Raw genomic sequence first — 26,752 nt, 5'->3', positions numbered from 1 at the left:
AGCTAAAGTTGATGAAAAGTCTGTTCGATAACATAGTATCAGACAATATAATAAAAGTTGCGAATTAGCGTATAGGGCAATTCCTCGCTGTGCAATGCATTACTGCTCTACAGAGCAGGTTTTGAAACCGGGCGTTTTGACACTGCTGAAAATAACCTCGCAAACAATGACAATCATAATAAAGTCAGTGCTAAAGTGCTGACACACAGCAACGCGTAGGGGTGAATAGTGGTTAGCCGACTTCCCTTGCAACTGGTGGCTTTGTTCGTGCTGGTTGCAGTGGTATCGTCTTATTTGGCAAATAAATACATGGTTGATACTGTCAACGATGCTATCGCCGAAGACCTGACGGTAAACGCCAATGAGGTTTCTGCCATGCTGTCAGATCACCTCAATGAGTTTAAGAATGACGTAGAGTTTCTTCATAGTAGCCTCGGCGCTACTCGCATTCACACGCGTTTATCTCAACCCACTAAAGCAAATCTGGGTCTGCAATCCGTTGTGCCAGACTTTGAGACAGAAGAGCTGTTTAAGGCGTTTCTGGCAACGTCGCCAGCTTTTTTCCAAGTGCGCATCATTTTACCCAGTGGCGACGAGTATATTCGAATTGAGCGCCGGGGCGGCCGTGTCCTGCTAGCCAATGACGCAAACCTTCAGAACAAGGCGGATAAACGTTATGTTGAACAAGGGCTGAAATTAGCAATACACGAAACTTATGTATCAGCAGTCAGTCTGAATGAAGAGTACGGGAAAGTTGAGGTGCCTTACCGTCCGACTATTCGGATAGCAAAAGGGATCTACAGTGAACAAAACCAACTGGTTGGATTGTTGGTTGCCAATGCTGATCTGACATCACTACTTGCCAAGGTAGACGATCTCATTTCTTCCGATCTACACATAATTGTTGCCGATGAACACGGCACGATCATTAAACACCCTGAATCGGATTATCTGTTCGCTAGTCAATTGGGATCTGATGCGTTGTTTTTCAGTCTGTACAAAAGAGAGCCCGCGCTTGATGCGAAAGGGATTGAGCATTTTTCTAATGTACGTGACTCGAGCGATCAGTTTGTCGGGCAGTCGCGGCGCTTTCAGATTGATGCCAGTCATTACATATTGTCGGTGGTGGGAAAGTCTGATGAAGAAATCAATGCGCTTTATAATCAGTCGCGTCTAAAAGTCTACAGTGCGCTGGGCTTTGTTCTCATTAGTTTTGCCGGTGTGTTTCTGCTTCTGTTTCGCAATATGAAGCATCACGAAGCGTTGGCTGAATCCAGAGCCGTGTCGCAAACGGTTGTTGAAAATAGCAACGATGCCATTTTGCTATTTGACAGGCAACACCGATTACTGGATATCAACCCCGCCGCTGAGGGATTGTTCAATGAGTCGCCAGAAGAGTTGTTAAATGCACCGTTGGATACGTCGTTTAATCAGTATGCCAGCACAACGTTATGTGAATTACACAACGCCGCTAAGGCCAGTCGGTATAGTACTGAGGCCGAAATCGAATGGCGCGACGATTTGTCGATACGTTACTTTCGCTGCTTGCTGATTCCATTGGCCTATAAAGAAAAAGCCGGACAGTTTGCACTGTTGCTAAATGACGTTACCGCTATTAAAAAATATGCCGCAGAGCTTTCGGTGGCAAATCGCCATTTGGAAGACGCGGTAGCTGAGCGAACACAAGAGCTGGAAAAGGCACTTTCCGAGGTGAAGCAGGCTAATATCATTAAAACCCGGTTTATATCGTCAATCAGCCATGAAATGCGTACACCGCTGAATGGTATTCTGGGGGCAATGTCTATTCTTAAACGGGATCACGGTAACAAAGGCATCAACGACATTGTTGGTATGGCCGAAGTCAGCACCAATAGCCTGGCTATGTTGGTAAACGACATTCTGGATTTGTCGAAAATAGAGGCGGGCAAGCTGGATATTAATTTAGCGATGTTCAGCCCGGAAAAGCTCATTGAGGGCGTGTGTCAATCTCAGGCGGTTACGGCGTTTGCAAAGGATATCGACTTTTTCATTGACACCTCGGGTCTGAACGTTACGCAGTTGAAGAGCGACCCGTTCCGCATCACACAAGTTATCAATAATCTGGTCAGCAACGCCATTAAATTCACTCAGCAGGGGGCTGTGCAGGTTATTGCAAAAACAGAAGCTGATGACACTGCCAGCAATGTTAGGCTGGTGGTGACCGTTAAAGACTCCGGCATTGGGATCCAGGAAGAAGCTCAACAATCCCTGTTTACGATTTTCACTCAGGCCGATAGATCAATTGCAGCCAATTACGGCGGTTCCGGGTTGGGTCTGGCCATTTGTAAACAGCTGTGCGAGTTACTGGGAGGAGAGATATCCCTCAAGTCTGCACTTCAACAGGGAACTGAAGTCACTTTTAGTATTCCTGCAACGGAATTTACATTAGTGCCTGCAATAAGAAAAGCGCGCTTGAATGGCTTTGAGATCGGACTGCTGTTTGTCGATGAAACAGAGCAACGGCCACTGATTAACTGTCTTCAGAATCTGGGGGCAGACGTGCGCCTCATTGATGCCAACACTATATTGTCAAATGACGATGCGCAATTATGTGTTCTGGTAAACCTCGATGCTGCCAATGCAGAGCAGTTAACTCAGGAATTCATTAACCGGCAGCAACCTGGTATCGACTACCGCTTGTTCGGACTGAGTCGAACCGGCTATACATTTGCCGCTACGGGTGAATCGCTCACTCCTATCCGCAAGCCGGTTATGGTGTCGTCTTTGTTGTCGGCTCTGGCAAATCAGCGAAGCGTTGACTTACCCGTTGTTGCAAATAAACGCAGAGATTCAGACAGGAAGCGCAGCCGAGCTTCTGATGCGTCTCACTTTGATAATCAGACCATTCTTATTGTAGACGACAACAACATAAACCAGGATGTGGTGATGCATTTGTTGTCGGGCTTTGATTTGAACCTGCTGTTTGCAGAGGATGGCAAAGCGGCGCTCGATATCCTTCAGGCCCGTTACGAAAAAAATGAAGATGTCGATATTATTCTGATGGACTGCAACATGCCGGTCATGGATGGGTTCACCTGCACGCAAGCCGTTCGCAACGGGAAGGGCGGATTAAAATCCATGGGGGTTCCTATTATTGCCATGACGGCAAACGCAATGAAAGGGGAGCGGGATAAGTGCATTGAAGCGGGTATGGATGACTACATCACCAAGCCGGTTGAGTCCGATATTCTTATAGATAAGCTGTCGCTGTGGCTTAATCGGGATAGCGCAAAAGCGCCAGTACCTAAAACCCCTGAGGTCGAGGAAGGTACATCAGAGTCAGTCATATGGGACAAGAGTGACGCGCTACAGCGGTTGGCTGGTAACGAAGCACTCTTAAAACGCATAGTTAAAATGGTACTTGAGTCGCTTGATGATCGCTTGGCAGATATCGCCAACGCAATCGATAATGAAGACGCTGAAGCCCTGCGCCAGCATAGCCATAAACTCAAAGGCTCAGTAGGTGAGATTGGCGCTAAATCACTTCATATATTGTTGCAGTCTCTGGAACATCCTGATGCAGAGCAGGACAATCGAGCTGTGTTTAGTCAGGTTGTCAAAGACAGCGAAACACTACGTCAAACGTTAACTCAGTACATCGCAGCATAAGCAAGACTCAGCACGTAAAGGGTTGAAAATACATTCCTCACCCCCATACTAGAGCCAGAACAAAAAGCTGGGGTAACCGACTATTGGGTCACCTGCGGTCAGGTTCACAATATACGACTATCCGGTGTAGTGAACACACCGGCTCTGCAAATGCCGCACGGCACATCGACTATTCCATGGAACAAAGCATGCAAGCGTTAACAATATCCGGGTTAACCAAGACCTATCGTGGCGGCGTTCAGGCGCTAAAAGGCGTTGATTTGAACGTAGCGGAGGGCGACTTTTTTGCGCTTCTCGGACCAAACGGGGCAGGTAAATCCACCTCAATCGGCATTATTAGTTCGCTGGTTAACCCCAGCAGTGGCGACGTAAAAGTGTTTGGCTACGATCTGCACACGCAAAAAGAGTTAGCGAAATCCTGCATTGGATTGGTCCCACAGGAGTTTAACTTCAATCAGTTTGAGACCGTACTGCAAATCGTTGTGAATCAGGCCGGTTATTACGGTGTGCCGCGTCAGGTTGCAAACGAACGAGCGGAAAAGTACTTAACGCAACTGGATTTGTGGGAAAAACGCAATGCCAGGGCCAGAGAATTGTCTGGTGGTATGAAGCGCCGGCTTATGATTGCACGTGCGCTGATGCACGAACCCAAAATGCTGATCCTGGATGAACCGACTGCCGGGGTAGACATCGAAATCCGTCGTTCAATGTGGCGATTCCTGGAAGAGATTAACAACCAGGGGATCACCATTATTCTAACCACGCATTACCTTGAAGAAGCGGAAATGCTATGCCGCAATATCGCTATCATCGACAAGGGACAAATTGTTGAAAATACCTCGATGAAAGCGCTGTTGTCGAAGCTCAACATGGAAACCTTTGTACTCGATGTGCAAGGGGAAACCCAACAGCTCAAATTAGAAGGGTTCGAAAACAGATTGCTGGATCCCACGACGCTGGAAGTCGATGTCGCTAAGTCCGATGGATTAAATCCGGTCTTTTCGCAGTTAACCGAACAAGGGATTCAAGTAATGAGTATGCGTAACAAAGCGAACCGGTTGGAAGAATTGTTTGTTAGTCTGGTTGAGGCTGGCCGTAAGGAGCAAGCGTAATGTCTGCAGGAAATAATTGGGTCGCACTGACCACTATTTGGATCAAGGAATGCACGCGCTTTTTGCGCATCTGGGTTCAGACTCTGGTGCCGCCGGCCATTACCATGAGCCTTTATTTCGTCATATTCGGAAACCTGATCGGACAGCGAATTGGCGACATGGGGGGCTTCAGCTATATGGAGTTTATTGTACCCGGATTGATTATGATGTCGGTGATCACCAACTCATACGCCAACGTTTCTTCGTCGTTTTTTAGCGCTAAGTTTCAGCGGAATCTGGAAGAAATGCTGGTAGCGCCGGTGCCAACCTGGGTCATCATCCTGGGGTATATTGGCGGCGGCGTAGCGCGTGCAATGCTCATAGGCCTGATTGTGTCCGTGGTATCCATGCTGTTTGTTGACGTTAGTATTCACAGCCTGCCCGTTATCGTGATTACGTTGTTATTAACGGCCACCTTGTTCGCGACCGCCGGATTAGTCAACGGTATTTTCGCTAAGACCTTCGACGATATCAGTTTGATCCCCACCTTTGTGTTAACACCGCTAACCTATCTTGGTGGCGTGTTCTATTCGTTGAGCCTGTTACCTGAATTCTGGCAATGGGTAAGTAAAGCGAACCCCATAGTGTATATGGTGAATGGTTTCCGTTACGGCTTTTTGGGTGTCTCCGATGTCAATATTGGCGCGGCGATGGGCGTATTGGTTGTGTTTAACATTGCGTTATTTACAGTAGCTTATACGCTATTAAAGCGCGGAACCGGAATTCGAACCTAACTACTATGCAAGGTAACTCTCGTACAGTGGAGACCACACAAGCAGGTATCCACGAAAAACTCGACAAGCTGGTGGCCCGGTATCGGGCCCACACCCATCAACGGCCGGTATCCGAGCATACTCGATTGGCATTTGATGAATTTACGGCCTGGTTGGGCGACTGGCAGGGGGCGTTAATTGTCGATTCGTGTTGTGGAGTGGGAAAAAGCACCGCAACACTGGCTCAGCGCTACCCGCACGCCCGTGTAATTGGATTAGACAAGTCTGCATTGCGGGTCGATAAGCACGCACACTATCAGCAGGATGCTAATAACTACCGGGTTTTCCGGGCCGATGTAAACGACTTCTGGCGACTGTTACGCGAGGCGCAAGCTACGGCTGCCTGGCATATCGAGCGTCATTATTTACTTTACCCCAACCCTTACCCCAAATCTGCGCAGGTGCAAAAGCGTTGGCACGGTGGGCCAGCGATGCCCGATCTAATGGCTATTTCGCCGCTCATTGAAGTGCGTAGCAACTGGCTGTTGTATCTACAGGAATTTGCCAGAGCTTGCGAACTTTATGGCAAAGCCACCCGTATAGAAAAAGTGGCAACGTCAGACCCGATTACCCCTTTTGAAGAGAAGTATTTACGCAGTGGTCAGGATTGCTGGGTATTGAGAAGCACTGACGCATAGTCTTGAAAGTGCGCGAAAATGCTGCGAAAGTAGGCGTTTGTGTCAATAGTGTTACACTTTTTCGTGGGCTTTTACGTTAAAATCCTTATAATCGTTGCCCTGAAATGGCCGGTGTGACATTCAATTGCGCCTCCGGTACTTGGTGTATTGTGTATTCTGCGATAAAGTTCGGTAACAGAAAGAAAGGTTGCCGCTAAGTTTACAGGGTGAGTTTCAAACGTAGCCTTATCGCAATGCTGTGGTAGATAAGACCCGTGAACAGGTCTGCCACAGAAATTTGTTTCTATTCGAGAGGTGTGTAGTGTGGGTGAAGCACAAGTAAGCTTAGAGCACCTGTTTCGTGTGTTTACCAAACCGGAACACAAAGACTCCAAGCTGGCACAAATTGAACAACACCTTTCCGACAATATTCTGGATTTTTTGTCGCAACATGTGGTGACTAAGAAAACCTCGCTGGAAGAGGTTGAGCAGGACTTTGCCGATGCAGCAATGCCTGAATCGCCAGAGTTCGTGTCGACGCATGCGGAAAACCTGCTGGAAAAGCTGGTTGCTCACTCTGTTAATACCTATTCTCCAACCTTTATCGGGCACATGACCTCGGCGCTGCCGTATTTTCATCTGTCGCTATCGAAGCTACTTGTTGGTTTAAATCAGAACCTGGTTAAGATTGAAACGTCAAAAGCATTCACGCCGTTGGAGCGTCAGGTGCTTGGCATGATGCACAACCTTGTTTATGAACAGTCCGAACCATTTTACGAGCAATACCTGCACAGTGCCCGCCACGCTTTAGGAGCATTCTGTTCGGGTGGGACTGTTGCTAATATTACCGCTTTGTGGGTTGCCAGAAACAAACTTCTCGGGCCTGACTCAGGCTTTTCAGGTGTCGCGCGAGCGGGCCTGGCCAGTGCACTTCGTCACTACAACATCAATAACCTCGGCGTGCTTTGCTCAAAACGTGGTCACTACAGTTTGTCGAAAGCCGTTGATCTGCTGGGTATCGGCCGGGAAGGGCTGCTGACACTACCGTGCCCGGATCAGGTGCTGGATCCGGAAAAAGCTCTGCAGGCAGGAAAAGCCTACCAGGAACAAGGCAACCGGCTGCTGGCCATTGTCGGGATTGGTGGGACCACGGAAACCGGTCATGTCGATCCGTTGGATGAACTGGCTGATGTGGCAAAAGAGTTGGGGTGCTGGTTCCATGTCGATGCTGCCTGGGGCGGTGCGACGTTGTTTTCACAGTCTTACCGCTACATTATGAAAGGCATTGAGCGGGCGGATTCTGTTACCATCGACGCCCATAAACAGATGTATGTCCCCATGGGGGCCGGTATGACATTGTTTAAGAATCCTGAGCATGCCAATGCGGTACGTCATCATGCGCAGTATATTCTTCGGGAAGGTTCAAAAGACCTCGGCGCTACAACGCTGGAAGGCTCGCGTAACGGAATGGCTATGATGGTGTATTCGTCATTACATATTCTGGGGCGCCGTGGTTATGAGTTGCTGATCAATCAAAGTATCGACAAAGCGAAGCAATTCGCCAAAATGATAGACGAGCATCCGGATTTTGAGCTGGTTACCTCGCCAACGCTGTCGTTACTGACCTACCGTGTCTGTCCGCAGTCTGTTCAGCAAACCTTACTCGCGTTACCTGCCGGTAAAGCGCAGCGACTGAATGGCAAAGTCGACAGATTAGTTGTAAATGTGCAAAAGCTTCAACGTGAGGCGGGTAAATCATTTGTTTCACGGACACGCCTGGAAAGCCCGACCTACGGTGCTTATCCCATTACGGTATTCAGAGTGGTGCTGGCAAATCCGTTAACCACAGTGGCTGACTTAAAAGCGATTTTGCAAGAGCAGCATGACATTGCGATGCGCAATCGTGTCTGGCAGGACTTAACGCTCTCCGGGGAACCGTTGGCGAACGTCGTCAATAATTAAGGCTACCACCCCAGGTTGCCCCTATCCACGCCCGGTATACTGCCTGAGTACACTGTACAGGGTAGTTACCTCAATAGGTTTGCCAATGTGGCTCACGAATCCCTGCTTTATATAGCCGGCTACGTCGTCAGGCATGACATTGGCAGTGAGCGCGACAATAGGAATGTGCTTTTTTAGCTGAGCGATGTGTTGTTGAGCTTGTCGCCCGTCCATTTCAGGCATATGAATGTCCATCAGTATGATATCGAAGTCCTCACGTTTCACTGTATCGACGGCTTCTATACCATTCTCAACCAGCGTAATATCCGCGTTAGTTTCATTTAAAAACGCCTCTATAACAGCCTGATTGATTGCATTGTCTTCGGCTACCAGTACGCGCACACCGGCAAGTTGCGGCGTCGATAAGGTTCTTACTGGTGTACCTGTTTCATCCAGCGGCGTTGGTGTCAGGGGTAAAATGACATTCACCGTTGTGCCCTTACCCTCTGTACTATTGAGCCTCAGTTCGCCCCCCATCAAATTAACCAGGCTTTGCGTAATCGACATACCCAGGCCAGTGCCACCAAATTTCCGGGTCGTAGAGGTATCTGCCTGGGTAAAGCGTTCAAAAATACGCTGACACATCGCTTCAGACATACCAATGCCGGTATCGGTCACTTCAATAAACAATGCCTGCTTGGTTTGGTACTGTTCACAATGAATATGCAAGCGTACTTCGCCTTCAGAGGTGAATTTAACGGCATTGGACACAATATTCAGCAGCACCTGTTTTACCCGGACTACATCTCCTATCCAGCCATCTTCTACGTTTTTCTCTATGGCGGTGATTAACTTTATGCCTTTATTGCTAACCAGTGCATCCAGTTCATAAGTGATCGAATTGATAACATCTTTGAGGGAAAAGGGCGCTTTTTCGAGAGTAAGTTTGTTGGACTCAATTTTCGAGTAATCGAGAATATCATTGATGATAGTGAGTAAACTCTGTGCCGAAAAAGCGGCATTGTTAATAATCGTTTTATGAGGTTCATTCAGGTTAGCGCTTCTTAGCAGTTGAATTCCGCCCAGAATGGCATTCATCGGAGTGCGGATTTCGTGGCTCATATTGGCGAGAAAGTCACTCTTAGCCTGCGCCGCGCTTTCCGCTTTCTGTTTAGCTTGCCTTAACACCGCCATCGTATTTACTTTGTCGGTAATATCATAGTTTACCCCAATCACTTTGGCTGGCGTACCAGTATCGTCGGTAACTACGGCCGCATTTGCCTTGATGTGTCGAACCTTGCCGTCGTCGGGCCGGATAATTCTGAATTGGGTGTCATACGTACTCGTTTCTGCAATAGCGGTAACCAGTAGCGCTTTCGCTTGCTCTATATCCTCGGGGTGAACACACCGTTCCCAGGCATCATAAGCGCCGGAAAATTGCGCTTCAGATACGCCGTAGAGCGGGTACATCCACTTGTCCCAGTGTAATTCGCCGTTTGTCAGGTCCAGTTCAAACACGCCCATACCGACTGAGTTGTGGGCAAGTTGCAATCGAACGGCGTTATTTATGGCTTCCTGGCGAGCATCACGCAACGCTTTTTCAACTTGTTTCTGTTGGGATATGTCCTGAAAAACACCAAATAAGCGGACGCATTTGTTGTCCTCAAAGTGGGGCTTACCCAAGGCTCTCACCCAAATATTTCTTCCTTTGGCGGTGACAAGTTCAAGTTCTAAATCCCATGGCGTGCCATGGGCAATACCTTGCTCTACTGCTTCAGATATCACACGGCGGCTCTCGCCTTCTTTATAAAAGTTTATCCCGGAAGTAATGGTTGGCGTGTAATCCTGAGGGACCTCATGAATACGCTTGGTTTGTGGGCTCCAGGTGATTTCATTGGTTTGTAAGTCTATCTCCCAGGTGCCTATACTGGCCGTCCTTTCGAGCTCCTCGAGTACAAGGGCTTGTTTTTTGTAGGCCAGTTTTTGCTCTTGTTCAGTTTGTACTCGCGTCAGCTCTTGTTCTTTTAATGCGGTAACGTCGGTATGTGTACCAAGCAATCGAATCGGTTTTCCGGATTCGTCCCGGATGGCCATCCCTCTGCAGCGAACCCAGATCGTTTTCCCCGTGGCGTGGGTATAGCGAACAATTTGGTCATAGGGGTGTGATGGGTCTTCACAGTGCTTTAAACAATTTTCAGTCGCGACAGCCAGGTCATCCTGATTAATGATCGATTGCCATTCAGATGCTAAGTGCTGTTTAGTCGCCGGATCATAGCCTAGTGTTTGCCAAAACGAGTCGCTCATCCACTCGTGTTCGGGGGCTTCTAAGTCCCAATACCAAAGGCCGTCAAGGGCCGTACTGTCAATAAAATTGAATACGCGATTATCACATCGCAAAAGGTCCTGAAGCTCGTCATACAATCTGTGAGTTGAGTGTGTTGAGTCACTCATAATGCATTGGCTCGTTGCGGAAACTAAGTAAAGCGTAGCAGTGAGTCAGAAGACCGGCAAAGTAGATTGGGGCAAAGGTGATAATTATGTCAGGGCAGACCAGTCTGCCCTGACATAAAGGGGCTTAACGCGTAAAGTGTAAATTATCGATGAGGCGGGTCTTACCCATAAAGGCCGCCATTAAGATTACCAAATCGTTGTCTTCTTCATTGGCTGGCTGCAATGTGCGGGCATTACAAATGGCAACGTAGTCAGGTTTTAAACCAGCCCCTTCTAATTGCGCCGTTGCCAGGTCAAGAATGGCCTGTTGGCTGTCACTCCTGGCTTGCAAGGCATCACGCATCGTGTTCATGGTAGCGAATATTTGCGTGGCTTGTTGTCGTTGGGTCTCGGTCAGGTAGCCGTTGCGCGAGCTCATGGCTAATCCATCTGGCTGGCGGCGGGTAGGAACGCCAACGATATCGATGGGCATGGATAAGTCTTCCACCATAGTGCGGATAACCTGCAATTGCTGGAAGTCTTTTTCGCCGAAACACGCAACGTCAGGTTGAACCATGTTGAAAAGCTTACATACGATAGTCGCGACACCGCGAAAATGCCCGGGGCGACTGGCTCCACACCACAAATCTGAGATGCCGGGGACCTCAACGAACGTCTGTTCATTCAAACCGTGCGGATAGATGTCGCTGGCTGAGGGAAAGAACAAGGCGTCTACGCCTTCGGCTTCCAGTTTGGCTTTATCGGCATCCAGAGTGCGTGGGTAGGCGTCCAGATCTTCGTTTGCACCAAACTGCATTGGGTTAACAAAAATCGACACAACAACGACATCAGCCAGTGTCCTGGCTTTTTTCACCAGTTCGATGTGACCGTCGTGCAGATTTCCCATGGTTGGGACGAACGCAACACGTTGTTGAGTATTACGCCATTGCTGGCGAATCTCGCGCAGGGCGCTTAAGGTTTCAATAAATTTCATGATTACTCGAAGCTGTGTTCCGGGCCAGGAAATTCGCCCGCTTGCACCTGTTCTATATACCGGCTTACCGCTTCGCGAAGATCACCGGTTTCGGTTAAATAGTTCTTTGAAAACTTTGGCATGTAATTGGCGCTGATGCCGAACATGTCGTGCATAACCAGGATTTGCCCATCTGTGTGAGGGCCGGCGCCGATACCAATAACCGGAATTGTCAGTGCTTCGCTGATACGCTTGGCTAGTGAAGTTGGCACCAGTTCCAGTACCAATAGCTGTGCACCGGCCTGTTCAAGTGCTAACGCGTCATCCAGCAACTGTTGTGCTTTGTCCTCTTCACGCCCCTGTACTTTAAAGCCGCCGAAAACATTCACTGACTGAGGGGTCAAACCAAGGTGGCCGCACACAGGAACGCCACGGTCTCTCAGACCACTGATAGATTCTGCAAGCCAATCGCCGCCTTCCAGCTTAACCATACTGGCGCCAGCAGCCATCAATGTCGCTGCGTTAGCGTAGGTTTGTTCTGGCGTTGCGTACGACATAAATGGCATATCAGCGATCACAAAAGCGCGTTCCGCACCAGCGCGAACCGATCGCGTGTGGTAGGCAATGTCGGTTGTGGTTACCGGCAACGTGCTGTCCTGTCCTTGCAGCACCATACCCAATGAGTCGCCAATGAGCAGCACATCAATGCCTTGCTCGTCGAATAGCTTGGCAAAACTCGCGTCATAAGCGGTCAGCGCAGTGATTTTCTCAGCGCGTTGCTTTTTTGCCAGCAGGGTAGAAATTGTTATTTTTTTCATAGGTGATCTCCTAAAGAGGATACACGGGAACTATACGTATTTTACGTGCGATTGGAAGAGGGAAGGCGCTTCAGGCCATCAAGAGAGCAACGGGACACCCATACAGATAACGGGTGGCCGTCGGGCATAATAAGTTCAGGTGCGATTTCAAACAGCGGTACCAGAACAAATTCACGCTCTGCCATGCCGTAATGGGGCACGGTGAGATCCGGAGTGTCGATGGTTTCTTCACCGAACAGTAGTATGTCTAAATCCACTGTGCGTGGGCCCCAGCGTTCGCCATCGCGAATTCGTCCCAGCGCTGTCTCAATTTTTTGCAGACTGCGCAATAAATCGTGGGGTTGCATCGTGGTAGTGAGTTTTGCCACCGCATTTACATAAGGCGGTTGGTCGGGCGGTCCCATTGGCTTGCTTTGATAAAACGAGGATGAATTCACGACTTGCGTGCCTTCCAGATCGTTGATGGCGCAAATGGCGGCAACCAATTGTCCGACTGAGTCGCCCAGGTTGCTGCCCAGTCCAATAAAAACGCGACTACTCTGCATGATTTTCAGGCTTTGGCTTACGAGGACGACGGCGCTTACGCGGTGCTGCGCCCTCTTTTTGACGTAACTGATTTAGCAGTTTCTTTTGTTTACCTGCATCAGCGTGTTGGAATTGTGTCCACCAATCGGCAAGCTCCAGGATTTGCCCTCCTTCTACCTGGCCTCGGGCCAGCAAGAAGTCGTAGCCTGCTCTGAATTTAGGGTGCGACAGCAACTGGAATGCGCGGCGACCGAAGCGACGTGGCAGGCGCTGCTGTAACATCCAGATATCTCTGATCACAGTGCTGAAGCGTTTGGGTATCATAATTCGCTGAGTTTGGCGGTGCAAAATATCGCCCATCGCAATATTGAAGGCATCATGGTTGTTCAGACCGGCCTCAGCCTGCAGTTTCATCGCGTGCTCTTCAACCGGATACCACAACAAGGTGGCGTACAGGAATGCCGGTGTAACGCGCTGACCGCTATTGATTCGGTCGTCGGTGTTCTTCAGTACAATTTCAAGTAACTGAACTTCGCGACTGTCTTTGGTGTGCAATACATTGGCGAGCGCCGGAAATAGCGGGTCCAGCAGTTTATACTGGTTAAGCAGGCGGAAAGTACTGAGTCCCTGACCCGACAAAAACAGCTTCATGGTTTCTTCGAACAACCGCGCAGGCGGTATGTTACTCAGCAGGTGGCCATGAGTAAAAATGGGTTTGGCTGTACGCGGTGTGATGCTCATGCCGAGTTTAGCGGCAAAACGCACAGCGCGTAGCATGCGAACCGGATCTTCGCGGTAACGTACATCCGGGTCGCCAATCAGGTCGACTTCCATGCGTTTAATGGCGTTTACGCCATTGGCAAAGTCAGTGACAGTGAAGTTAGCTACTTCGTAGTACATGGCATTAAAGGTAAAGTCGCGTCGTTCTGCGTCTTCTTCAATGGTGCCAAATACGTTGTCGCGGACCAGTTGCCCTTGCTCGTCCTGTTTGGAGTTACTGGACTCGTCACTGTGATGGCCGCGGAAAGTCGCTACTTCGATTATCTCACGACCAAATACAATATGTGCAAGTCGGAAGCGGCGGCCGATTAACCGGCAGTTTCGGAACAAGCCTTTAATTTGTTCCGGTGTTGCATTGGTAACAACATCAAAATCCTTGGGTTTATGACCCAACATTAAGTCGCGAACGCAGCCACCAACCAGGTAGGCTTCAAAGCCAGCATTATTCAGGCGGTACATGACTTTTAACGCGTTATCGCTAATGTCTTCCCGTGAAATACAGTGCTCGGCGCGCGGGATCACAACACCTTGTAGTGCGGATTCACTTGTTTCGCGGCTTAACACTCGCTTCACTTTGTCCAGAACGCGGGTAATGATGATGGTTACTCCTCAAATATCTCGGCCGGTATGATAAGTAGATTCTGACTCATCGACAATAACTTCCTGCATTTTAGGCACATTTCCATACTGCCAGCTTGCAATTGCGGAGTCTAATATATCCGATACAGTACTGCCCTGAACGGCAGATAGCCCTAAAAAGTCCAGTGCGCGAAGTAAGTTATGCTCCGGCGTCTGGCAATCTAATGCTCTGGCGTGGTTTTGCTTACTCAACTTGCGTCCGGTTGCTGTGGCCGCAACGGGAATGTGCGCATATTGGGGAGGGGAGGCTCCCAGGCAATGATACAGGGTCAGATGTGCCGCAGTCGTATCCAGCAAATCACTGCCTCGCACGATATGGGTTACGCCCTGGGCAATATCGTCAACCACGACCACCAGATTATAGCTGTAGATGCCATCACGGCGCTGCAACAGCGTATCTTCAAGCGCATGTGGCTCGGTTACGCTCACAGGCCCCAATATCAGATCGGTGAATTCAGAAACCATGTGGTCACACTGCAATCGCACTGCATTATCCTGCAGCGGGCGTGATGCCTGGCGGCAAGTGCCGGGGTATATGCCGCCTTGTAGGCGTATTTGTTTACGCGTACAACCGCATCCGTACACTCGATTTTGCTGGTGCAATGTGTCGATGATGCTTTTGTAAGCATCCAGTCGCTGTGACTGATACCAGATGTCGCCGTCCCATTGCAGCCCGTGTGCTCGCAGCTGTTCAATAATGACCGTGTCTGCACCGTCGACACAACGCGGCTGGTCAATATCTTCCATGCGTAACAGCCATCGCCCCTTGTTTGCTCGGGCATCCAGGAAACTGGCCAAGGCGGCAATTAAAGAACCAAAGTGCAACGGACCCGTCGGTGATGGGGCGAATCTGCCAACGTACCGATTAGGGTGAGAGGGGGAAGAAAAACGGGACAAGGAATCCTGCATCGCTATTGTAAAGCAATACTAATGTGGCAAAGCAACCAGCCTGCTAAAGACAACAGGCCGGTACCACCAGGGTTACCCCTGTAGTTGCTTCTCTTTAATTTCAGCCATGGTTTTGCAGTCAATACATAAGTCTGCAGTGGGTCTGGCTTCTAAACGGCGAATACCGATCTCGATACCGCATGAGTCACAGAAGCCAAAATCGTCTTCTTCAATGCGCTTCAGGGTTTTCTCGATTTTTTTGATTAGCTTGCGCTCGCGGTCACGTGTTCTCAACTCAAGACTGAATTCTTCTTCCTGAGCTGCACGGTCTACCGGGTCAGGGAAATTTGCAGCCTCATCTTTCATATGAGTTACAGTGCGATCCACTTCTTCGCGCAACTGATTACGCCAGGCCTTAAGTATTAAACGAAAATGCTCCATTTGAGCATCGTTCATATACTCTTCGTCGTCCTTTGGCTGGTACGGGGTGAGCCCGGCAAGTGCCAAAAGGCCAAGGGATTTGGTTTCTTTCTCAGCAGGCATGTGCCACTTCTCCTACACTACGACACCCTAAATGTCCTGAAATAAACGGATATCTATAACAGAATCGTGTTGTACAGGCAACGTAAAGTGTCTATGACTGATTATGGCATGCGCTTCCTATTAATCGCACACCCTTTTGCTGTACTTCAAGGTACAGGCTTTTTTCAGCAAGCCGCAAATATGCCGTTCATTTCTTAAAAATCAACTCTTTTTTTATAAAATAACTGGGAGTAATTGATTTATAGTGATTTTTTCTTGGCTCATTTCGCAGCCTACAGCAATGATTTGCACGCCGGCTGCAACCGCGTCGGTGACTGCAGCCGCATAAGCCGGGTCGATATGCCGTGCAACGCTGACCTGTTCAATGGCGCTGTGCTGCACACAAAACAGCAAGCAAGTATGGGTACCGGCTCTGGCCAATTCAGCCAGCCCCTGAACATGTTTAGTTCCCCGCGATGTGACTGCATCCGGGAAGTAGCCCTGATTTCCTTCGGCTAAAGTAACGGATTTTACTTCCAGGTAGCGCAGGCTGCCGTCTCGCTGAGTAAGGCAAAAATCGAATCTCGACTGACCGTCTGGCGACGTTACTTCCCGACGAATGTCCTGAAGGTCTTCAAAAATCGGGTGTACGCGCTGTTCAATCGCTTCATGAGCGAGTGTATTGGCGTGCTGAGTGTTAATACCAATCCACTGCTTTTCCGGGGTAACGGCTAACTCCCATGTGAATTTAAGTTTACGCTTTGGGTTGTTAGCGGGGCTGACATAGGCAGTAAAGCCGGGCTGCGCACAACCTGTCATGGCGCCAGTATTCGGACAGTGCGCGGTAATTTCTTCGCTGGAGTCGAGCAAAATATCGGCAAAAAAACGTTTATATCGACGAATCAGTGTGCCGCGTAGCAAAGGTGAAGTAAACTGCATAAAAGAATCACGTTATAAAACATGAGGATTATTATGACTGACATGCAAGTGAAGATCACGGATACACCCGCCGATATCAGCTGGGGTGAGAAAGCCGTGCTGAGTTTTGCCGGGAATCAGGCACTGATTCACATCAATGGAAATCAGGACCGTTTGCGGGTCATTCGACGTGCTGCGCGTCAGCTCGACAGCATGAACATACCGGTTGTAACCCTTGTTGATACGTGGAAAAAGAACGAACAGTGGACCTTTGCAGGCAGCTATACCCGTCCGTTTAAGCCAGGTAGAGTGGTGTTTTGCGACAACAGTGACAAGGCCGAGCTGGAAAAGGCATTCTCTGCATTGTTGTTCACGCGCAAGCTGATTAATGACACGCCTGAAGTCCTATCGCCAATGGCATTGGCACAAAGAGCCGCAGACTGGTTAAAGTCGCTGGCACCCGATGCAGTAAGCTATCAGCTCGTTACAGGCGAAGCGTTGCAGGCTCAGGGTTGGACTGGCATTTATAATGTGGGACGAGGTAGCGATCGCGAGCCGGTATTCCTGCAGCTCGATTATAACCCGGGTGGCCTGAGCGATACGCCTGTATCCACTGCATTGGTAGGTAAAGGCATTACGTTTGACAGCGGCGGTTACAGCATGAAGTCCAGTGAAGGTATGCTGGATATGAAATGCGATATGGGCGGTGCTGCAACCGTGACCGGTGCGTTGGGGCTGGCCATTATGCAAGGGCTCAACAAGCGGGTTAAATTGTTCCTGTGTTGCGCGGAAAATCTGGTGAGCGGTCATGCCTATAAATTAGGTGATATTCTGACGTATAAAAACGGCACCACGGTTGAAATAGTGAATACCGACGCAGAAGGCCGTCTGGTGCTGGCAGATGGCTTGATTGCCGCTGTCGAGTCTCAGGCTAAGTATATCGTTGATGCCGCTACGCTAACTGGCGCGGCGACGGTTGCGCTGGGTTATGATTACCACGCAGTATTCAGTCTTAATCCTTCTTTGTCTCAATCACTCTTAAAAGTAGCGGAGTCCGAGCAAGAGCGCTTCTGGCCGTTACCTTTAGAACCTTGGCATCAGGATCGTTGTCCTTCGTCATTTGCCGATACTGCAAATTCACGGGCACAAAAAGGCGGGGGCGCTGGTGGTGCATCGAATGCTGCTGGGTTTTTATCGCGCTTTGTGACTGGCAATGAACAGGGTTGGTTGCATCTGGATCTGGCGGCGGCATATCATGGAAGTGCAAATGCGGAAATGCCTGCTGGCGGTACCGGGGCCGGAATTAAAACTCTGGCGGCATTTCTACGCGCCGAAGGCTGACAAAGACAGCACCGGTTCGCCTTGTATCAAACTGGTGCAAAGAATAAGAATGCATGGCGATGGGGAGGTTAAATGCCGCCCAATCGCTCTGCCAGTGTTTTATATTTTTCGACGTCACTGCGGTCGAACAGAGGATTCCCGTTCTGGTCTTTGTCTTTGGCAACCAGTAAACTCTCGCGCTGTAAGCGTTCAACGCGAATTTCTTGCACATTTAGGAAGTCCGCTACTTCCTGGACTGTCATTAAACTCATTTTTGTTACCTGTCTCGATTAGGGTAGGTAAAGTAAAGCGCATAAATGTACATTTGTGAATAAAAAGTTAATCATTAATGCGTTACAAAACAAAGGCAATCTTATAAGCGCATTGCTATATTTAGCGCAATCACTACCGGTTGATTACGAAGAGTTTTCCATAAAGAGGATATAAATGGATACCTGGTCTGCAGCGGTGATGCTGTTTTTGATTATGGACCCACTGGGCAACCTGCCGATTTTTATGTCGGTGTTAAAAATGATCGAGCCCAAACGACGCCGGTTCATTCTGGTCCGGGAACTGCTGTTTGCGCTGGTCATCCTGTATGTCTTTCTGTTCAGCGGTCAAGCCGTGCTGGATTTCTTAAATGTGAAGCAGGAAACGGTAAGTATTGCCGGTGGGATTATTTTGTTTTTGATAGCGCTGAAGATGATTTTTCCGGTAAAAGGCGCCAGCCCGATAGGTCTGGCGGCGGGAGAAGAGCCTTACATTGTGCCGCTGGCAATCCCGTTGATTGCCGGTCCTTCCACATTGGCTGCACTTATCTTGTTATCAAACCAAAGCCCTGACCGAATGGGGGATTGGGCGTTGGCGTTGGGTGCTGCCTGGATTGTCAGTGCTGCTATTTTACTTTTCTCCGGCGTATTTCATCGGATATTGGGCGAGCGAGGGCTGGCCGCGATGGAGCGCCTGATGGGCATGATTCTGGTGATGATTGCAATACAAATGTTTTTAAACGGAGTGGGTACTTACTTTTCACATGTAAGCTAGCCCAGGAGACGTATTTTGAAAAAGAAACTGTCCACCTTTGCACAGGTGCGCGCGTTAGAGGGGCGCAATGCTATTGCATTTAGCGTTGCGTTGCTGGATAGAATGGTGCCAAATTATCAGTTGTTTTGTGAAGTCACTGAGTATGGTGATCCGTCGGTGCTGACACATTGTCTGAGTCTGATGTGGGAAGTGCTGGGCAATCCCAAAAGCAAAGTAAACTTTGCAACTCAATTGGAAAAAGTGGAAGAAGCCACGCCAGATACCAGTGATTTTGATACCTATGGCGTGTACCCGGCGATTGATGCTGCTATTGCGATGTCGGCAACCATCAACCTGATACTCAAAGATGATCCGCAAGGCGCGGTTGTGGTGAGTAAGCTGTCACAGGGCAGTGTAGAAGCTTACTTGCTGGCTACAGACGAAGCCACCGACGAGACAGTAAAATCACACCCCTTGATGGAGTTTGAGATAGCGATTCAGCAAGAGCTGCTCGATACCGTGCAAAGCGACAAACCCTGGTTGGAAAAGCTTAAATTGCTAAAAGACATTGCTGCCAGTGAAGGGATTAGCAATATCGGTATCGCTCGGGATTAACGCACTGTGGCACGCACAGGCTGGGGTCAGGCGGTGAGTAGATAATAGCTCAGCTGACCGGTGTGTTTTTGTTTCAGCACGCTTAATCCTTCAGGTAAAACCAACTGCGGCGCATTGGCTTCCTGCTCGACATAGATTTTGGCATGCTCAGCAATTAACCCGTGTTGTTGCAGCGCATTCAGTGTCGGGTTAACCAGGTCGTGCTGAAACGGCGGGTCGATGAAAATAAGGTCATAGGGCTGTGAAAGTCCCGCTAAAACCTGCAGTGCATCGCCCTGATGAACGGCTGCCTGGGCTTTCAACAGGGTTAGGTTTTTCTTTAGCTGGGCCACTGCCTGGCTGTTTTTTTCAATAAACGTGGCGTCACTGGCATAGCGCGATAAGGATTCCAACCCCAACACCCCTGAACCGGCGAACACATCCAGCACTTTTGCGTCCTGGACATCGGCCATTAACCAGTTAAACAGAGTCTCGCGGGTACGGTCGGTGCTCGGCCTCAAGCCCTCTGCGTCGAGCACGGGTAAACGCCGTCCTCGCCATTGTCCGCTGATTATTCTTACACTGCCGCTACGCCCCGATTGGCGTTGAGATTTTTTTGCTACTCGATTCATTGTGCCAGAGAATGCTATTATTCGCCGATATTGATTCTATTTGTATCCAGTTTACCGCACAAAGCGGATTCTCAGTAAGGATTTGTCAAAACTATGTCTAAACTTTTTGGCTGGTTGAACAAGAAAAAGCCCGAAGAAAAACCACAGAACGACGTGCCAGCAACCGAGCCTGCAGACGTACCTGCCGATATCACACCAGACGCTGACGCGCCGGTGGAGCCTGCGGTTGTTGAGTTAGCCGCGGAACCCGAAGTTGCAGAAAACAACGATGTGCCTGACGTTGAGCTTGTTGAAGAACCTACTCAGGCGCCTGCAGCAGTGACTGAGCCTGTAGCAACTCCAGTACCAGCTTCCGAAAAGCCGGTAGAAGAGAAAAAGTCGTTCTTTGGACGCCTGAAAGCCAGCCTGTCCCGAACCAAGGCTAATCTGGGTAGCGGCATCGTCAGCCTGTTTAAAGGTAAAACCATCGACGAAGACCTGTACGAGGAATTGGAAACCCAGTTGCTGGTGGCCGATGTGGGCATGGACACAACAGGTAAAATCATCAAGCAACTGACCGAGCAAGCGAAATTGTCTCAGTTAAAAGACGGTGATGCGCTTTATGAGCTGCTGAAAGGGCAGCTAAAGCAAATGCTACAGAATGTCGACAAACCCCTCCCGGAAGTGATTGCACAGCACGACAATAGCGAAGGGCCTTTTGTTATTTTAATGGTTGGCGTTAACGGCGTAGGTAAAACAACCACGATTGGTAAACTGGCCAAGCAGTTTCAGCAGGATGGAAAGAAAGTTATGCTGGCTGCCGGTGATACCTTCCGTGCCGCTGCAGTAGAACAGCTCCAGGTCTGGGGAGAGCGCAACAATATCCCGGTGATTGCACAGCCAACTGGGTCAGACAGCGCGTCTGTGCTATTTGATGCCTTGCAATCGGCGAAGGCTCGCGGTATTGATATATTAATTGCCGATACTGCCGGACGCCTGCAAAACAAAGATAACTTAATGGAAGAATTGAAAAAAGTAGTACGGGTAATGAAGAAAATTAACCCGTCTGCGCCCCATGAAGTTATGCTGACACTGGATGCCGGTACCGGTCAGAATGCTGTCAGTCAGGCCAAACTGTTTAATCAGGCAGTTGGGCTTAGCGGCATTACCTTAACCAAGTTGGATGGGACCGCCAAAGGCGGTGTCATTTTTGCTATCGCCGATCAGTTTGGTATTCCTATTCGTTACATTGGGGTAGGTGAAGGCATTGACGATTTGCGCAGTTTCAATGGCGATGAATTCATCGAGGCGTTATTTGCCGAGGCAGAAAAAGGCGAATAAGCGCGAGGCACAATAACAACAATAATCAGCAGTCAGGATCAACGATGATCAGATTTGAGCAGGTAAGCAAGACGTATCCCGGTGGACAACGGGCCTTGTCAAAAGTGGATTTTCACATAGCACAGGGCGAAATGGCTTTCTTAACCGGTCATTCTGGTGCCGGTAAAAGTACGCTGCTCAAACTGATTAGCATTATGGAGCGTCCCACCGTGGGGCGAGTGCTCATCAATGGCCATGACCTGAACGTGATCAAACGCCGTCAAATCGCCTACATCCGACGGGATATCGGGATGATTTTCCAGAGCCACCAGTTGTTGATGGAAAAAACCGTATTCGACAATGTCGCCCTGCCACTGGTGATTGAAGGCTACTCCCACAAAGAAATCAGCAAGCGTGTCGATGCCGCGCTTGAAATGGTGGGGCTTCGCAGCAAAGCGCGTAATTTGCCCATTACTCTGTCTGGTGGTGAGCAACAGCGTGTTGGTATTGCCCGGGCAGTGGTAAACAAGCCGCCGCTGTTACTGGCTGATGAGCCTACCGGAAACCTGGATCCCAAGCTGTCGATGGAAATTGTGCGGTTGTTCGAAGATTTCAATCAGGCCGGTGTATCTGTGCTCATCGCCACCCATGATCTGGGGCTTATCGCCCGAATGAAGTATCGCACGCTCACCTTGAAAAACGGCAAAATGATAACCGACGGCCTAACCGAAGATGAGGACTTGCTATGAGTATCTTGTTTAAAGGCCGTAGCCAGGGCGCTAGCGAGCGTAAGATCAATATCCTGCAACGTATAGTCATGTTCTTCGTTAATCATGTCAGACAGGCACTGGGGAGCTTAGGTGAGTTGTGGCGTCAGCCGGCGGCCTCACTAATGACCATTGGCGTATTGGGGTTAAGTATTACGTTACCGAGTACGTTGTATATCCTGGTTAAAAATACCGAAAAAATCAGTGCTGGCTGGGAACAGGCTGCCGAGATTTCTTTGTTTCTGAAGCCCGGCACTTCCGCGGGCAGTGCTCAGCAACTGCTTACGCGGCTGCAGACCTGGTCTGAAATTGACCGCGTGGTGTATATTCCCGCCGACGATGCATTAGCTGAGTTTCAGCAACTGTCTGGCCTGGGCGATGCAGTTAAGTATCTGGAGTCAAACCCATTACCAGATGTGGTTCTGGTCACGCCGAATGAAAAACATGTCGCCCCTACCTCGGCGCGATTGTTACTGGAAAAGTTACAACAGCAGCGCGAAGTGGATATTGGCAAGCTGGATATAGAATGGCTGGAGCGCCTGTATCGGTTCCTGAATATTGCCACGGAACTGGTTACGATTATCGGTGTGCTGCTGTTTATTGCCGTCATTCTCATAGTTGGCAATACCATCCGGCTGAACATTTTAAATAAACGCGATGAAATTCTGGTAATGAAGCTGGTTGGTGCGACTGACAGCTTTATTCACCGCCCGTTTCTGTACACGGGGTTTTGGTACGGTCTGCTCGGTGGGGTCATTGCCTGGATGGCCGTTATCCTGATTTTGTGGTGGATGGACAGCAGTATTCAGGCATTTGCTGCGCTATACGACAAAAGCTTCCGAATCACGGGGCTGACCGGGACGGCGTTGTTTACCATGCTGGGGTTGTCTGTGTTGCTGGGCTTGGTCGGTTCACTGATATCTGTACAACGACATGTGCGAGAAATTGAACCAAAATAACCTTGTGGTTGTGCCCGCCCTGCGTGCAGGGGCAGCCAGGTGAACTATCTGGCTCACTTGGTTTTGTCGCAACCGCATGCCGACTCGTATTTTGGCAATCTGTTAGGCGATTTTCGCCGTGGCGTAAAAGTGACGGCCTTTTCTGAATCTGTACAGGCAGGGGTGACTAATCACCTGCTGGTCGATAAGTTTACGGATAGCCACCCTGCAGTCATTGCTGCGAAGCAACAGGTCAGCACACAGCGCAGGCGCTTTGCCGGTATCTTGCTGGATATTTGCTTTGACCACTTCCTGTTGGTGCACTGGCAGCGTTTTTTGGCCACACCCGTGTCGCAGTTTACTGAGCATGCCTATTCAAATCTGTCGGCTAATCTGCCTGACATGCCCGCTACCATGCAGCGAATGGTTAGCAGTATGGTGACAGACCGTTGGCTGGATAGTTACGATGATATGGCACAGCTAAATGTAGTGCTGGAGCGCACTGCAAGTCGTATCCGATTCAAACACCATTTTCATGGCAGTATTGAGGAAGTAGAACGCCATTATGACACCTTCGAGTCGGCGTTTCTTAGCCTGTTTCCCGATCTGTTGCAGTATATTCAGCACAATGGCCCTGAACCTGGCGTTGCCGTTGAGGTTTTAGGTCCCTGATATCGCTGCGCGATTCAGGGATGACCGGGAAGTACGCGATTCAGGTCGATGTTAACACACAGAGACGATGTAGGCGCTCCGATTCACATAAAACGCCCAAGGACGCTGCTCAGTGAACTCGAAACAGGGACTATTTAGTAACGACTTTCTTGGGGAAATAGTTCGAAATAGTCTGACGGATGCCGTTGCCCCACACAATGGCCTGGTTATACAGACTATGTAAGTACTTCTGGTCTATATTCAGTTCACGTGACTCACGAATAACGTTCATCCACAGCGCGCTCTCAAAGGCGCGAACCAGTTTGCTGTAATGGTTAAACTCAGCTGACTTACCTAACAACGCATCGTTCACTTCATCGGTTAACGGTAACTGGCGTAATACGTCAGGCATTTCCTGATCTAACAAGGCATCCAGCAGTGAAAACAGCCCAATCAGAAAACCAATGGGGGGATCCGAGTTGAGTCCGCGCTCTTGTGCCAGCAAGTCATAAAACTTCGCGCGCACCAGCGACATGTGAAGTAGCTCCAGAGGCTTGTCGTCACCCAGATTCGCCAGTGACAGCAGGGCAATAAACTTCTTAATTTCGACTTCGCCCATGTAATTTAAAGCGTGACGAAGTGAGGTGATCTTGTAACGTTTATTAACGGTTGGGTTGTTAATGAACTTCAGCAGTAAAAATGACAAAGCGGCATCGCGTTCTACGATTTGGTTGATGCGATCCAGGTTGAACTGTGAACTCGCACTCTCGCCCATTAAGTCCACCAGGTTCATTTTCGACGCAGGTAACTGACGCTGCACCTTCTTCTCAGGGGTCGCAAAAAAGTAGCCTTGGAAGAAATCGAAACCTAAATCCCGACACACCACGAAATCGTCATGGTTATCTACGTTCTCTGCCACCAGTTGAATATGCGAAGCCAGGAACCGAGGGATGTTTTTCTCGATAATGTTGTAATTGGCTTTGGTAACGTCGACTTTCAGAATATCGATAAGCGGAAAAATGGAATGCTGGCCACTGATCATGCCCGGGTCATCGATTGCCAGTTTAAATCCGAGTTGCTTAACGTGTTTGCAGGCATCAACCAGTGCGGTTTGCTGCATAGGATAATCAGACAGCTCAATAACCACGGTTTCCGGGTTTAACGCGGTAGGCAGTCCTGAAATCAGCGTTTCGCTTTGGAAATTGATAAAGGAGGTTTTTTCTCCGCAAATATCGTCCAAACCTAACGTATGAAAATGCTCTGCAATATAACGCGCTTTATCGGCATCGTGAGATGGGTAAGCGCCAGACTTGCCGTCACGAAAAAGCAATTCGTAACCGAAGACATCCTTTTCCCGATCTAAAATGGGTTGGCGAGCTATAAAAGCAAACATTAATTAGCATTATCCTTATCGTACATCAGGGTCTGCGCAAAGCGACCTACCGTAAACTTTACCCGATGGTTAAAGTTTGGTCCATCTTTTGTTAAGACTTAATGCATATAAATACGCGGCTCTGGCAGGCTACGATCACTGATTGGGAGTACTTTCGCACATGCTTGTTGCCCATTGCAGCGCTTCTGTATAATACCGGTGTAAGTCTACCTGTTTGAGCTTTAGACGGGTGCCCAGTGTTTTAACGGCCGGCCACTGTCCCTGCTCGAAGGCTTTCACAAGGTAAAGGCAATCTTTAAGGGTATTGCTGGAACCGCACAGCGCCGCTTTTGCATCGGTTGGCAAAGGCAGTTTCTCCACTAAGGTTCGCATTTCCTGCTGCATGAGCGTGTCAATCAAAGACAAGAGGCCTGTCAGAAAGCCGGCGTTACTTTCGTCACGTTGTTTGAGCGCAATCAGGATAGACTCGCAAAACTTGGCGCGAACCAGGCTCATGGTAAGAAGCTCAGTGGGATTGTCACCCGACATATTTGCTAGTGCAAGCAATGCAATAAATTTACGCACTTCCTCCTGACCCATGAAGGTCATCGCGTGTTTGAGTGAGGTTATTTCGTTGCGCTTGTTGACCGTCGGATTATTAATAAAACGAAGCAGTAAATAAGACAACGACACGTCGCGTTCGAGTATCTGGTTTATGAGCTCTATATCGAGTTCAGGTTTAGTACTCTCTTTTAGCAACTCCAGCATGCTCAGTTCACTGGAGCTTAAGCGACGGTGTTTGAGTATTTGCGGCTTGGAAAAGAAGTATCCCTGAAAGTAATCAAAGCCTAAACCTCGGTAATACTCAAATTGCTGTGCCGTTTCTATGCGCTCGGCAACCAGCTTAATACCGTTTTCTTTCAGCAGTGGTACTGAGGTGCGGATTTGGTCGTCGGTGACGGTCGTAACGTCAAACTTCACTATACTGATATAAGGCAGTAACGGTAGCCATTTCTCGTCGATATCATAGTCGTCGAGAGCCAGCGCATAACCTTGTTCTGCAAATTGTTTGCAGGTGGCGACTAATTGGTCGCTAACCGTTACCGTTTCGGTAATTTCGATAACGACGTCAGCAGGGGTTAGGCTGGTTGGAAAGCGAAACAGCAGGGTATCGGTATGAAAGTTGATGAACGCAATTGCGCCGCCGGTTACTTCATCGATACCAACGTTAAGGTGGCTTTCGGTTAAAATGCGGGAGGTGGCTTCGTCGGGCGATATATTGGGGAAACAGTTACGTTCGCCGTCTCTGAACAGAAGTTCATAAGCGTAGAGCTGTTTATTGGTGTCGACGATGGGTTGCCTTGCTACATACGCAAACATTCAAACCTCGAAATACAGCAGTTAAGCGCAAACAACTTGTTATTGTTGATCGTTTGTTATTCACTTTTTGTAATATACCTATATCAAGATGAATTGCTATTCAATTCTCGACACATTTGGGAACTTTTTTTCATAAAGACGGTCTTGAATAAT

24 protein-coding genes are annotated in these 26,752 nt (G+C 49.0%); 12 read left to right on the top strand and 12 right to left on the bottom strand.

What is annotated here, in order from left to right; genetic code table 11:
* Positions 1-228 precede the first annotated feature (228 nt).
* The 5 genes from BUB81_RS07985 to panP all read left to right on the top strand — a co-directional run bounded on the left by BUB81_RS07985 (position 229) and on the right by panP (position 8,151).
* On the top strand, positions 229-3,648 hold the full coding sequence (locus BUB81_RS07985; protein ID WP_139241529.1) for an ATP-binding protein: 3,420 nt from the start codon (positions 229-231) through the stop codon (positions 3,646-3,648).
* 188 nt (positions 3,649-3,836) lie between these two features.
* On the top strand, positions 3,837-4,760 hold the full coding sequence (locus tag BUB81_RS07980) for an ABC transporter ATP-binding protein (protein ID WP_073320873.1): 924 nt from the start codon (positions 3,837-3,839) through the stop codon (positions 4,758-4,760).
* The gene (locus tag BUB81_RS07975; protein ID WP_073320871.1) at positions 4,760-5,533 is read left to right on the top strand and encodes an ABC transporter permease; all 774 of its coding nucleotides are present in this window, start codon (positions 4,760-4,762) and stop codon (positions 5,531-5,533) included. The genes BUB81_RS07980 and BUB81_RS07975 overlap by 1 nt, the downstream gene beginning before the upstream one ends.
* Before the next feature lie 5 nt (positions 5,534-5,538).
* A complete protein-coding gene (trmB, locus tag BUB81_RS07970; protein ID WP_073320868.1) occupies positions 5,539-6,210 on the top strand; it encodes a tRNA (guanine(46)-N(7))-methyltransferase TrmB in 672 nt (223 codons plus the stop codon).
* Positions 6,211-6,513: 303 nt separating this feature from the next.
* Complete coding sequence (panP, locus tag BUB81_RS07965; RefSeq protein WP_073320865.1) at positions 6,514-8,151, top strand: pyridoxal-dependent aspartate 1-decarboxylase PanP; 1,638 nt, start codon at positions 6,514-6,516, stop codon at positions 8,149-8,151.
* Between the two features lie 21 nt (positions 8,152-8,172).
* Here panP and BUB81_RS07960 read toward each other — a convergent pair whose 3' ends face one another.
* The 8 genes from BUB81_RS07960 to sfsA form a co-directional block, all read right to left on the bottom strand.
* Positions 8,173-10,581, bottom strand: a complete 2,409-nt coding sequence (locus BUB81_RS07960; protein WP_073320862.1) for a PAS domain-containing hybrid sensor histidine kinase/response regulator — start codon at positions 10,579-10,581, stop codon at positions 8,173-8,175.
* 124 nt (positions 10,582-10,705) lie between these two features.
* On the bottom strand, positions 10,706-11,545 hold the full coding sequence (gene panC / locus BUB81_RS07955) for a pantoate--beta-alanine ligase (RefSeq protein ID WP_425435069.1): 840 nt from the start codon (positions 11,543-11,545) through the stop codon (positions 10,706-10,708).
* 11 nt (positions 11,546-11,556) lie between these two features.
* Positions 11,557-12,351 carry a 3-methyl-2-oxobutanoate hydroxymethyltransferase gene (panB, locus tag BUB81_RS07950; protein ID WP_073320856.1) on the bottom strand — a complete coding sequence of 265 codons (795 nt, stop codon included), beginning with the start codon at positions 12,349-12,351 and terminating at the stop codon, positions 11,557-11,559.
* A gap of 41 nt (positions 12,352-12,392) precedes the next feature.
* The gene (gene folK / locus BUB81_RS07945) at positions 12,393-12,896 is read right to left on the bottom strand and encodes a 2-amino-4-hydroxy-6-hydroxymethyldihydropteridine diphosphokinase (RefSeq protein ID WP_073320854.1); all 504 of its coding nucleotides are present in this window, start codon (positions 12,894-12,896) and stop codon (positions 12,393-12,395) included.
* A complete protein-coding gene (gene pcnB, locus BUB81_RS07940) occupies positions 12,886-14,220 on the bottom strand; it encodes a polynucleotide adenylyltransferase PcnB (RefSeq protein ID WP_370166673.1) in 1,335 nt (444 codons plus the stop codon). Before pcnB ends, folK begins: the two co-directional genes overlap by 11 nt.
* Before the next feature lie 45 nt (positions 14,221-14,265).
* Positions 14,266-15,204: a tRNA glutamyl-Q(34) synthetase GluQRS gene (gene gluQRS, locus BUB81_RS07935; protein WP_073320851.1), complete on the bottom strand. Its 939-nt coding sequence runs from the start codon at positions 15,202-15,204 to the stop codon at positions 14,266-14,268.
* 72 nt (positions 15,205-15,276) lie between these two features.
* Positions 15,277-15,726 (bottom strand): RNA polymerase-binding protein DksA, encoded by a 450-nt coding sequence (gene dksA, locus BUB81_RS07930; protein WP_073320848.1) that lies wholly within the window; start codon positions 15,724-15,726, stop codon positions 15,277-15,279.
* A 213-nt stretch (positions 15,727-15,939) separates the two neighbouring features.
* Positions 15,940-16,644, bottom strand: coding sequence for a DNA/RNA nuclease SfsA (gene sfsA / locus BUB81_RS07925; protein ID WP_073320845.1), 705 nt, complete (start codon positions 16,642-16,644; stop codon positions 15,940-15,942).
* 33 nt (positions 16,645-16,677) lie between these two features.
* Here sfsA and pepB point away from each other — a divergent pair, with 33 nt between their 5' ends.
* A complete protein-coding gene (gene pepB / locus BUB81_RS07920) occupies positions 16,678-17,964 on the top strand; it encodes an aminopeptidase PepB (protein ID WP_073320842.1) in 1,287 nt (428 codons plus the stop codon).
* 68 nt (positions 17,965-18,032) lie between these two features.
* On the opposite strand, the gene BUB81_RS07915 is transcribed toward pepB, so the two are convergent.
* Complete coding sequence (locus tag BUB81_RS07915; RefSeq protein WP_073320839.1) at positions 18,033-18,215, bottom strand: helix-turn-helix domain-containing protein; 183 nt, start codon at positions 18,213-18,215, stop codon at positions 18,033-18,035.
* Positions 18,216-18,390: 175 nt separating this feature from the next.
* Between BUB81_RS07915 and BUB81_RS07910 the strand changes: the two genes are divergently transcribed.
* Both BUB81_RS07910 and BUB81_RS07905 read left to right on the top strand, forming a co-directional pair.
* The gene (locus BUB81_RS07910) at positions 18,391-18,987 is read left to right on the top strand and encodes a YhgN family NAAT transporter (RefSeq protein WP_073320836.1); all 597 of its coding nucleotides are present in this window, start codon (positions 18,391-18,393) and stop codon (positions 18,985-18,987) included.
* Positions 18,988-18,999: 12 nt separating this feature from the next.
* Positions 19,000-19,581: a YjaG family protein gene (locus tag BUB81_RS07905; RefSeq protein ID WP_073320833.1), complete on the top strand. Its 582-nt coding sequence runs from the start codon at positions 19,000-19,002 to the stop codon at positions 19,579-19,581.
* Between the two features lie 26 nt (positions 19,582-19,607).
* On the opposite strand, the gene rsmD is transcribed toward BUB81_RS07905, so the two are convergent.
* Positions 19,608-20,192: a 16S rRNA (guanine(966)-N(2))-methyltransferase RsmD gene (gene rsmD, locus BUB81_RS07900; RefSeq protein WP_073320830.1), complete on the bottom strand. Its 585-nt coding sequence runs from the start codon at positions 20,190-20,192 to the stop codon at positions 19,608-19,610.
* 93 nt (positions 20,193-20,285) lie between these two features.
* Between rsmD and ftsY the strand changes: the two genes are divergently transcribed.
* From ftsY to BUB81_RS07880, 4 genes are read left to right on the top strand one after another with little or no spacing between them, the layout of a single operon-like run.
* Positions 20,286-21,512 (top strand): signal recognition particle-docking protein FtsY, encoded by a 1,227-nt coding sequence (ftsY, locus tag BUB81_RS07895; protein WP_073320827.1) that lies wholly within the window; start codon positions 20,286-20,288, stop codon positions 21,510-21,512.
* A 44-nt stretch (positions 21,513-21,556) separates the two neighbouring features.
* Complete coding sequence (gene ftsE, locus BUB81_RS07890) at positions 21,557-22,240, top strand: cell division ATP-binding protein FtsE (protein WP_073320824.1); 684 nt, start codon at positions 21,557-21,559, stop codon at positions 22,238-22,240.
* Positions 22,237-23,217 carry a permease-like cell division protein FtsX gene (gene ftsX, locus BUB81_RS07885; protein WP_073320819.1) on the top strand — a complete coding sequence of 327 codons (981 nt, stop codon included), beginning with the start codon at positions 22,237-22,239 and terminating at the stop codon, positions 23,215-23,217. The genes ftsE and ftsX overlap by 4 nt, the downstream gene beginning before the upstream one ends.
* Before the next feature lie 39 nt (positions 23,218-23,256).
* Positions 23,257-23,868: an acyl carrier protein phosphodiesterase gene (locus tag BUB81_RS07880; protein ID WP_073320816.1), complete on the top strand. Its 612-nt coding sequence runs from the start codon at positions 23,257-23,259 to the stop codon at positions 23,866-23,868.
* Between the two features lie 130 nt (positions 23,869-23,998).
* On the opposite strand, the gene BUB81_RS07875 is transcribed toward BUB81_RS07880, so the two are convergent.
* Both BUB81_RS07875 and BUB81_RS07870 read right to left on the bottom strand, forming a co-directional pair.
* Positions 23,999-25,240 carry an EAL and HDOD domain-containing protein gene (locus tag BUB81_RS07875; RefSeq protein WP_073320813.1) on the bottom strand — a complete coding sequence of 414 codons (1,242 nt, stop codon included), beginning with the start codon at positions 25,238-25,240 and terminating at the stop codon, positions 23,999-24,001.
* Positions 25,241-25,375: 135 nt separating this feature from the next.
* Complete coding sequence (locus BUB81_RS07870) at positions 25,376-26,599, bottom strand: EAL and HDOD domain-containing protein (protein WP_073320810.1); 1,224 nt, start codon at positions 26,597-26,599, stop codon at positions 25,376-25,378.
* Positions 26,600-26,752 lie beyond the last annotated feature (153 nt).

It is taken from the genome of Marisediminitalea aggregata, assembly GCF_900129565.1.
GTDB lineage: Bacteria > Pseudomonadota > Gammaproteobacteria > Enterobacterales > Alteromonadaceae > Alteromonas > Alteromonas aggregata.
The sequence above is the reverse complement of the archived record's forward strand: the minus strand, read 5'-3'. Positions and strand labels throughout refer to the sequence as shown.

Bases quoted from the DNA above. Each gene is read 5' to 3' on its own strand.
- BUB81_RS07975 (WP_073320871.1), top strand. From the start codon at position 4,760: ATGTCTGCAGGAAATAATTGGGTCGCACTGACCACTATTTGGATCAAG.
- BUB81_RS07960 (WP_073320862.1), bottom strand. From the start codon at position 10,581: ATGAGTGACTCAACACACTCAACTCACAGATTGTATGACGAGCTTCAG.
- trmB (WP_073320868.1), top strand. From the start codon at position 5,539: ATGCAAGGTAACTCTCGTACAGTGGAGACCACACAAGCAGGTATCCAC.
- dksA (WP_073320848.1), bottom strand. From the start codon at position 15,726: ATGCCTGCTGAGAAAGAAACCAAATCCCTTGGCCTTTTGGCACTTGCC.
- panB (WP_073320856.1), bottom strand. From the start codon at position 12,351: ATGAAAAAAATAACAATTTCTACCCTGCTGGCAAAAAAGCAACGCGCT.
- BUB81_RS07980 (WP_073320873.1), top strand. From the start codon at position 3,837: ATGCAAGCGTTAACAATATCCGGGTTAACCAAGACCTATCGTGGCGGC.
- BUB81_RS07870 (WP_073320810.1), bottom strand. From the start codon at position 26,599: ATGTTTGCGTATGTAGCAAGGCAACCCATCGTCGACACCAATAAACAG.
- BUB81_RS07915 (WP_073320839.1), bottom strand. From the start codon at position 18,215: ATGAGTTTAATGACAGTCCAGGAAGTAGCGGACTTCCTAAATGTGCAA.
- ftsE (WP_073320824.1), top strand. From the start codon at position 21,557: ATGATCAGATTTGAGCAGGTAAGCAAGACGTATCCCGGTGGACAACGG.
- BUB81_RS07875 (WP_073320813.1), bottom strand. From the start codon at position 25,240: ATGTTTGCTTTTATAGCTCGCCAACCCATTTTAGATCGGGAAAAGGAT.
- pepB (WP_073320842.1), top strand. From the start codon at position 16,678: ATGACTGACATGCAAGTGAAGATCACGGATACACCCGCCGATATCAGC.
- ftsY (WP_073320827.1), top strand. From the start codon at position 20,286: ATGTCTAAACTTTTTGGCTGGTTGAACAAGAAAAAGCCCGAAGAAAAA.
- BUB81_RS07910 (WP_073320836.1), top strand. From the start codon at position 18,391: ATGGATACCTGGTCTGCAGCGGTGATGCTGTTTTTGATTATGGACCCA.
- gluQRS (WP_073320851.1), bottom strand. From the start codon at position 15,204: ATGCAGGATTCCTTGTCCCGTTTTTCTTCCCCCTCTCACCCTAATCGG.
- ftsX (WP_073320819.1), top strand. From the start codon at position 22,237: ATGAGTATCTTGTTTAAAGGCCGTAGCCAGGGCGCTAGCGAGCGTAAG.
- folK (WP_073320854.1), bottom strand. From the start codon at position 12,896: ATGCAGAGTAGTCGCGTTTTTATTGGACTGGGCAGCAACCTGGGCGAC.
- rsmD (WP_073320830.1), bottom strand. From the start codon at position 20,192: ATGAATCGAGTAGCAAAAAAATCTCAACGCCAATCGGGGCGTAGCGGC.
- sfsA (WP_073320845.1), bottom strand. From the start codon at position 16,644: ATGCAGTTTACTTCACCTTTGCTACGCGGCACACTGATTCGTCGATAT.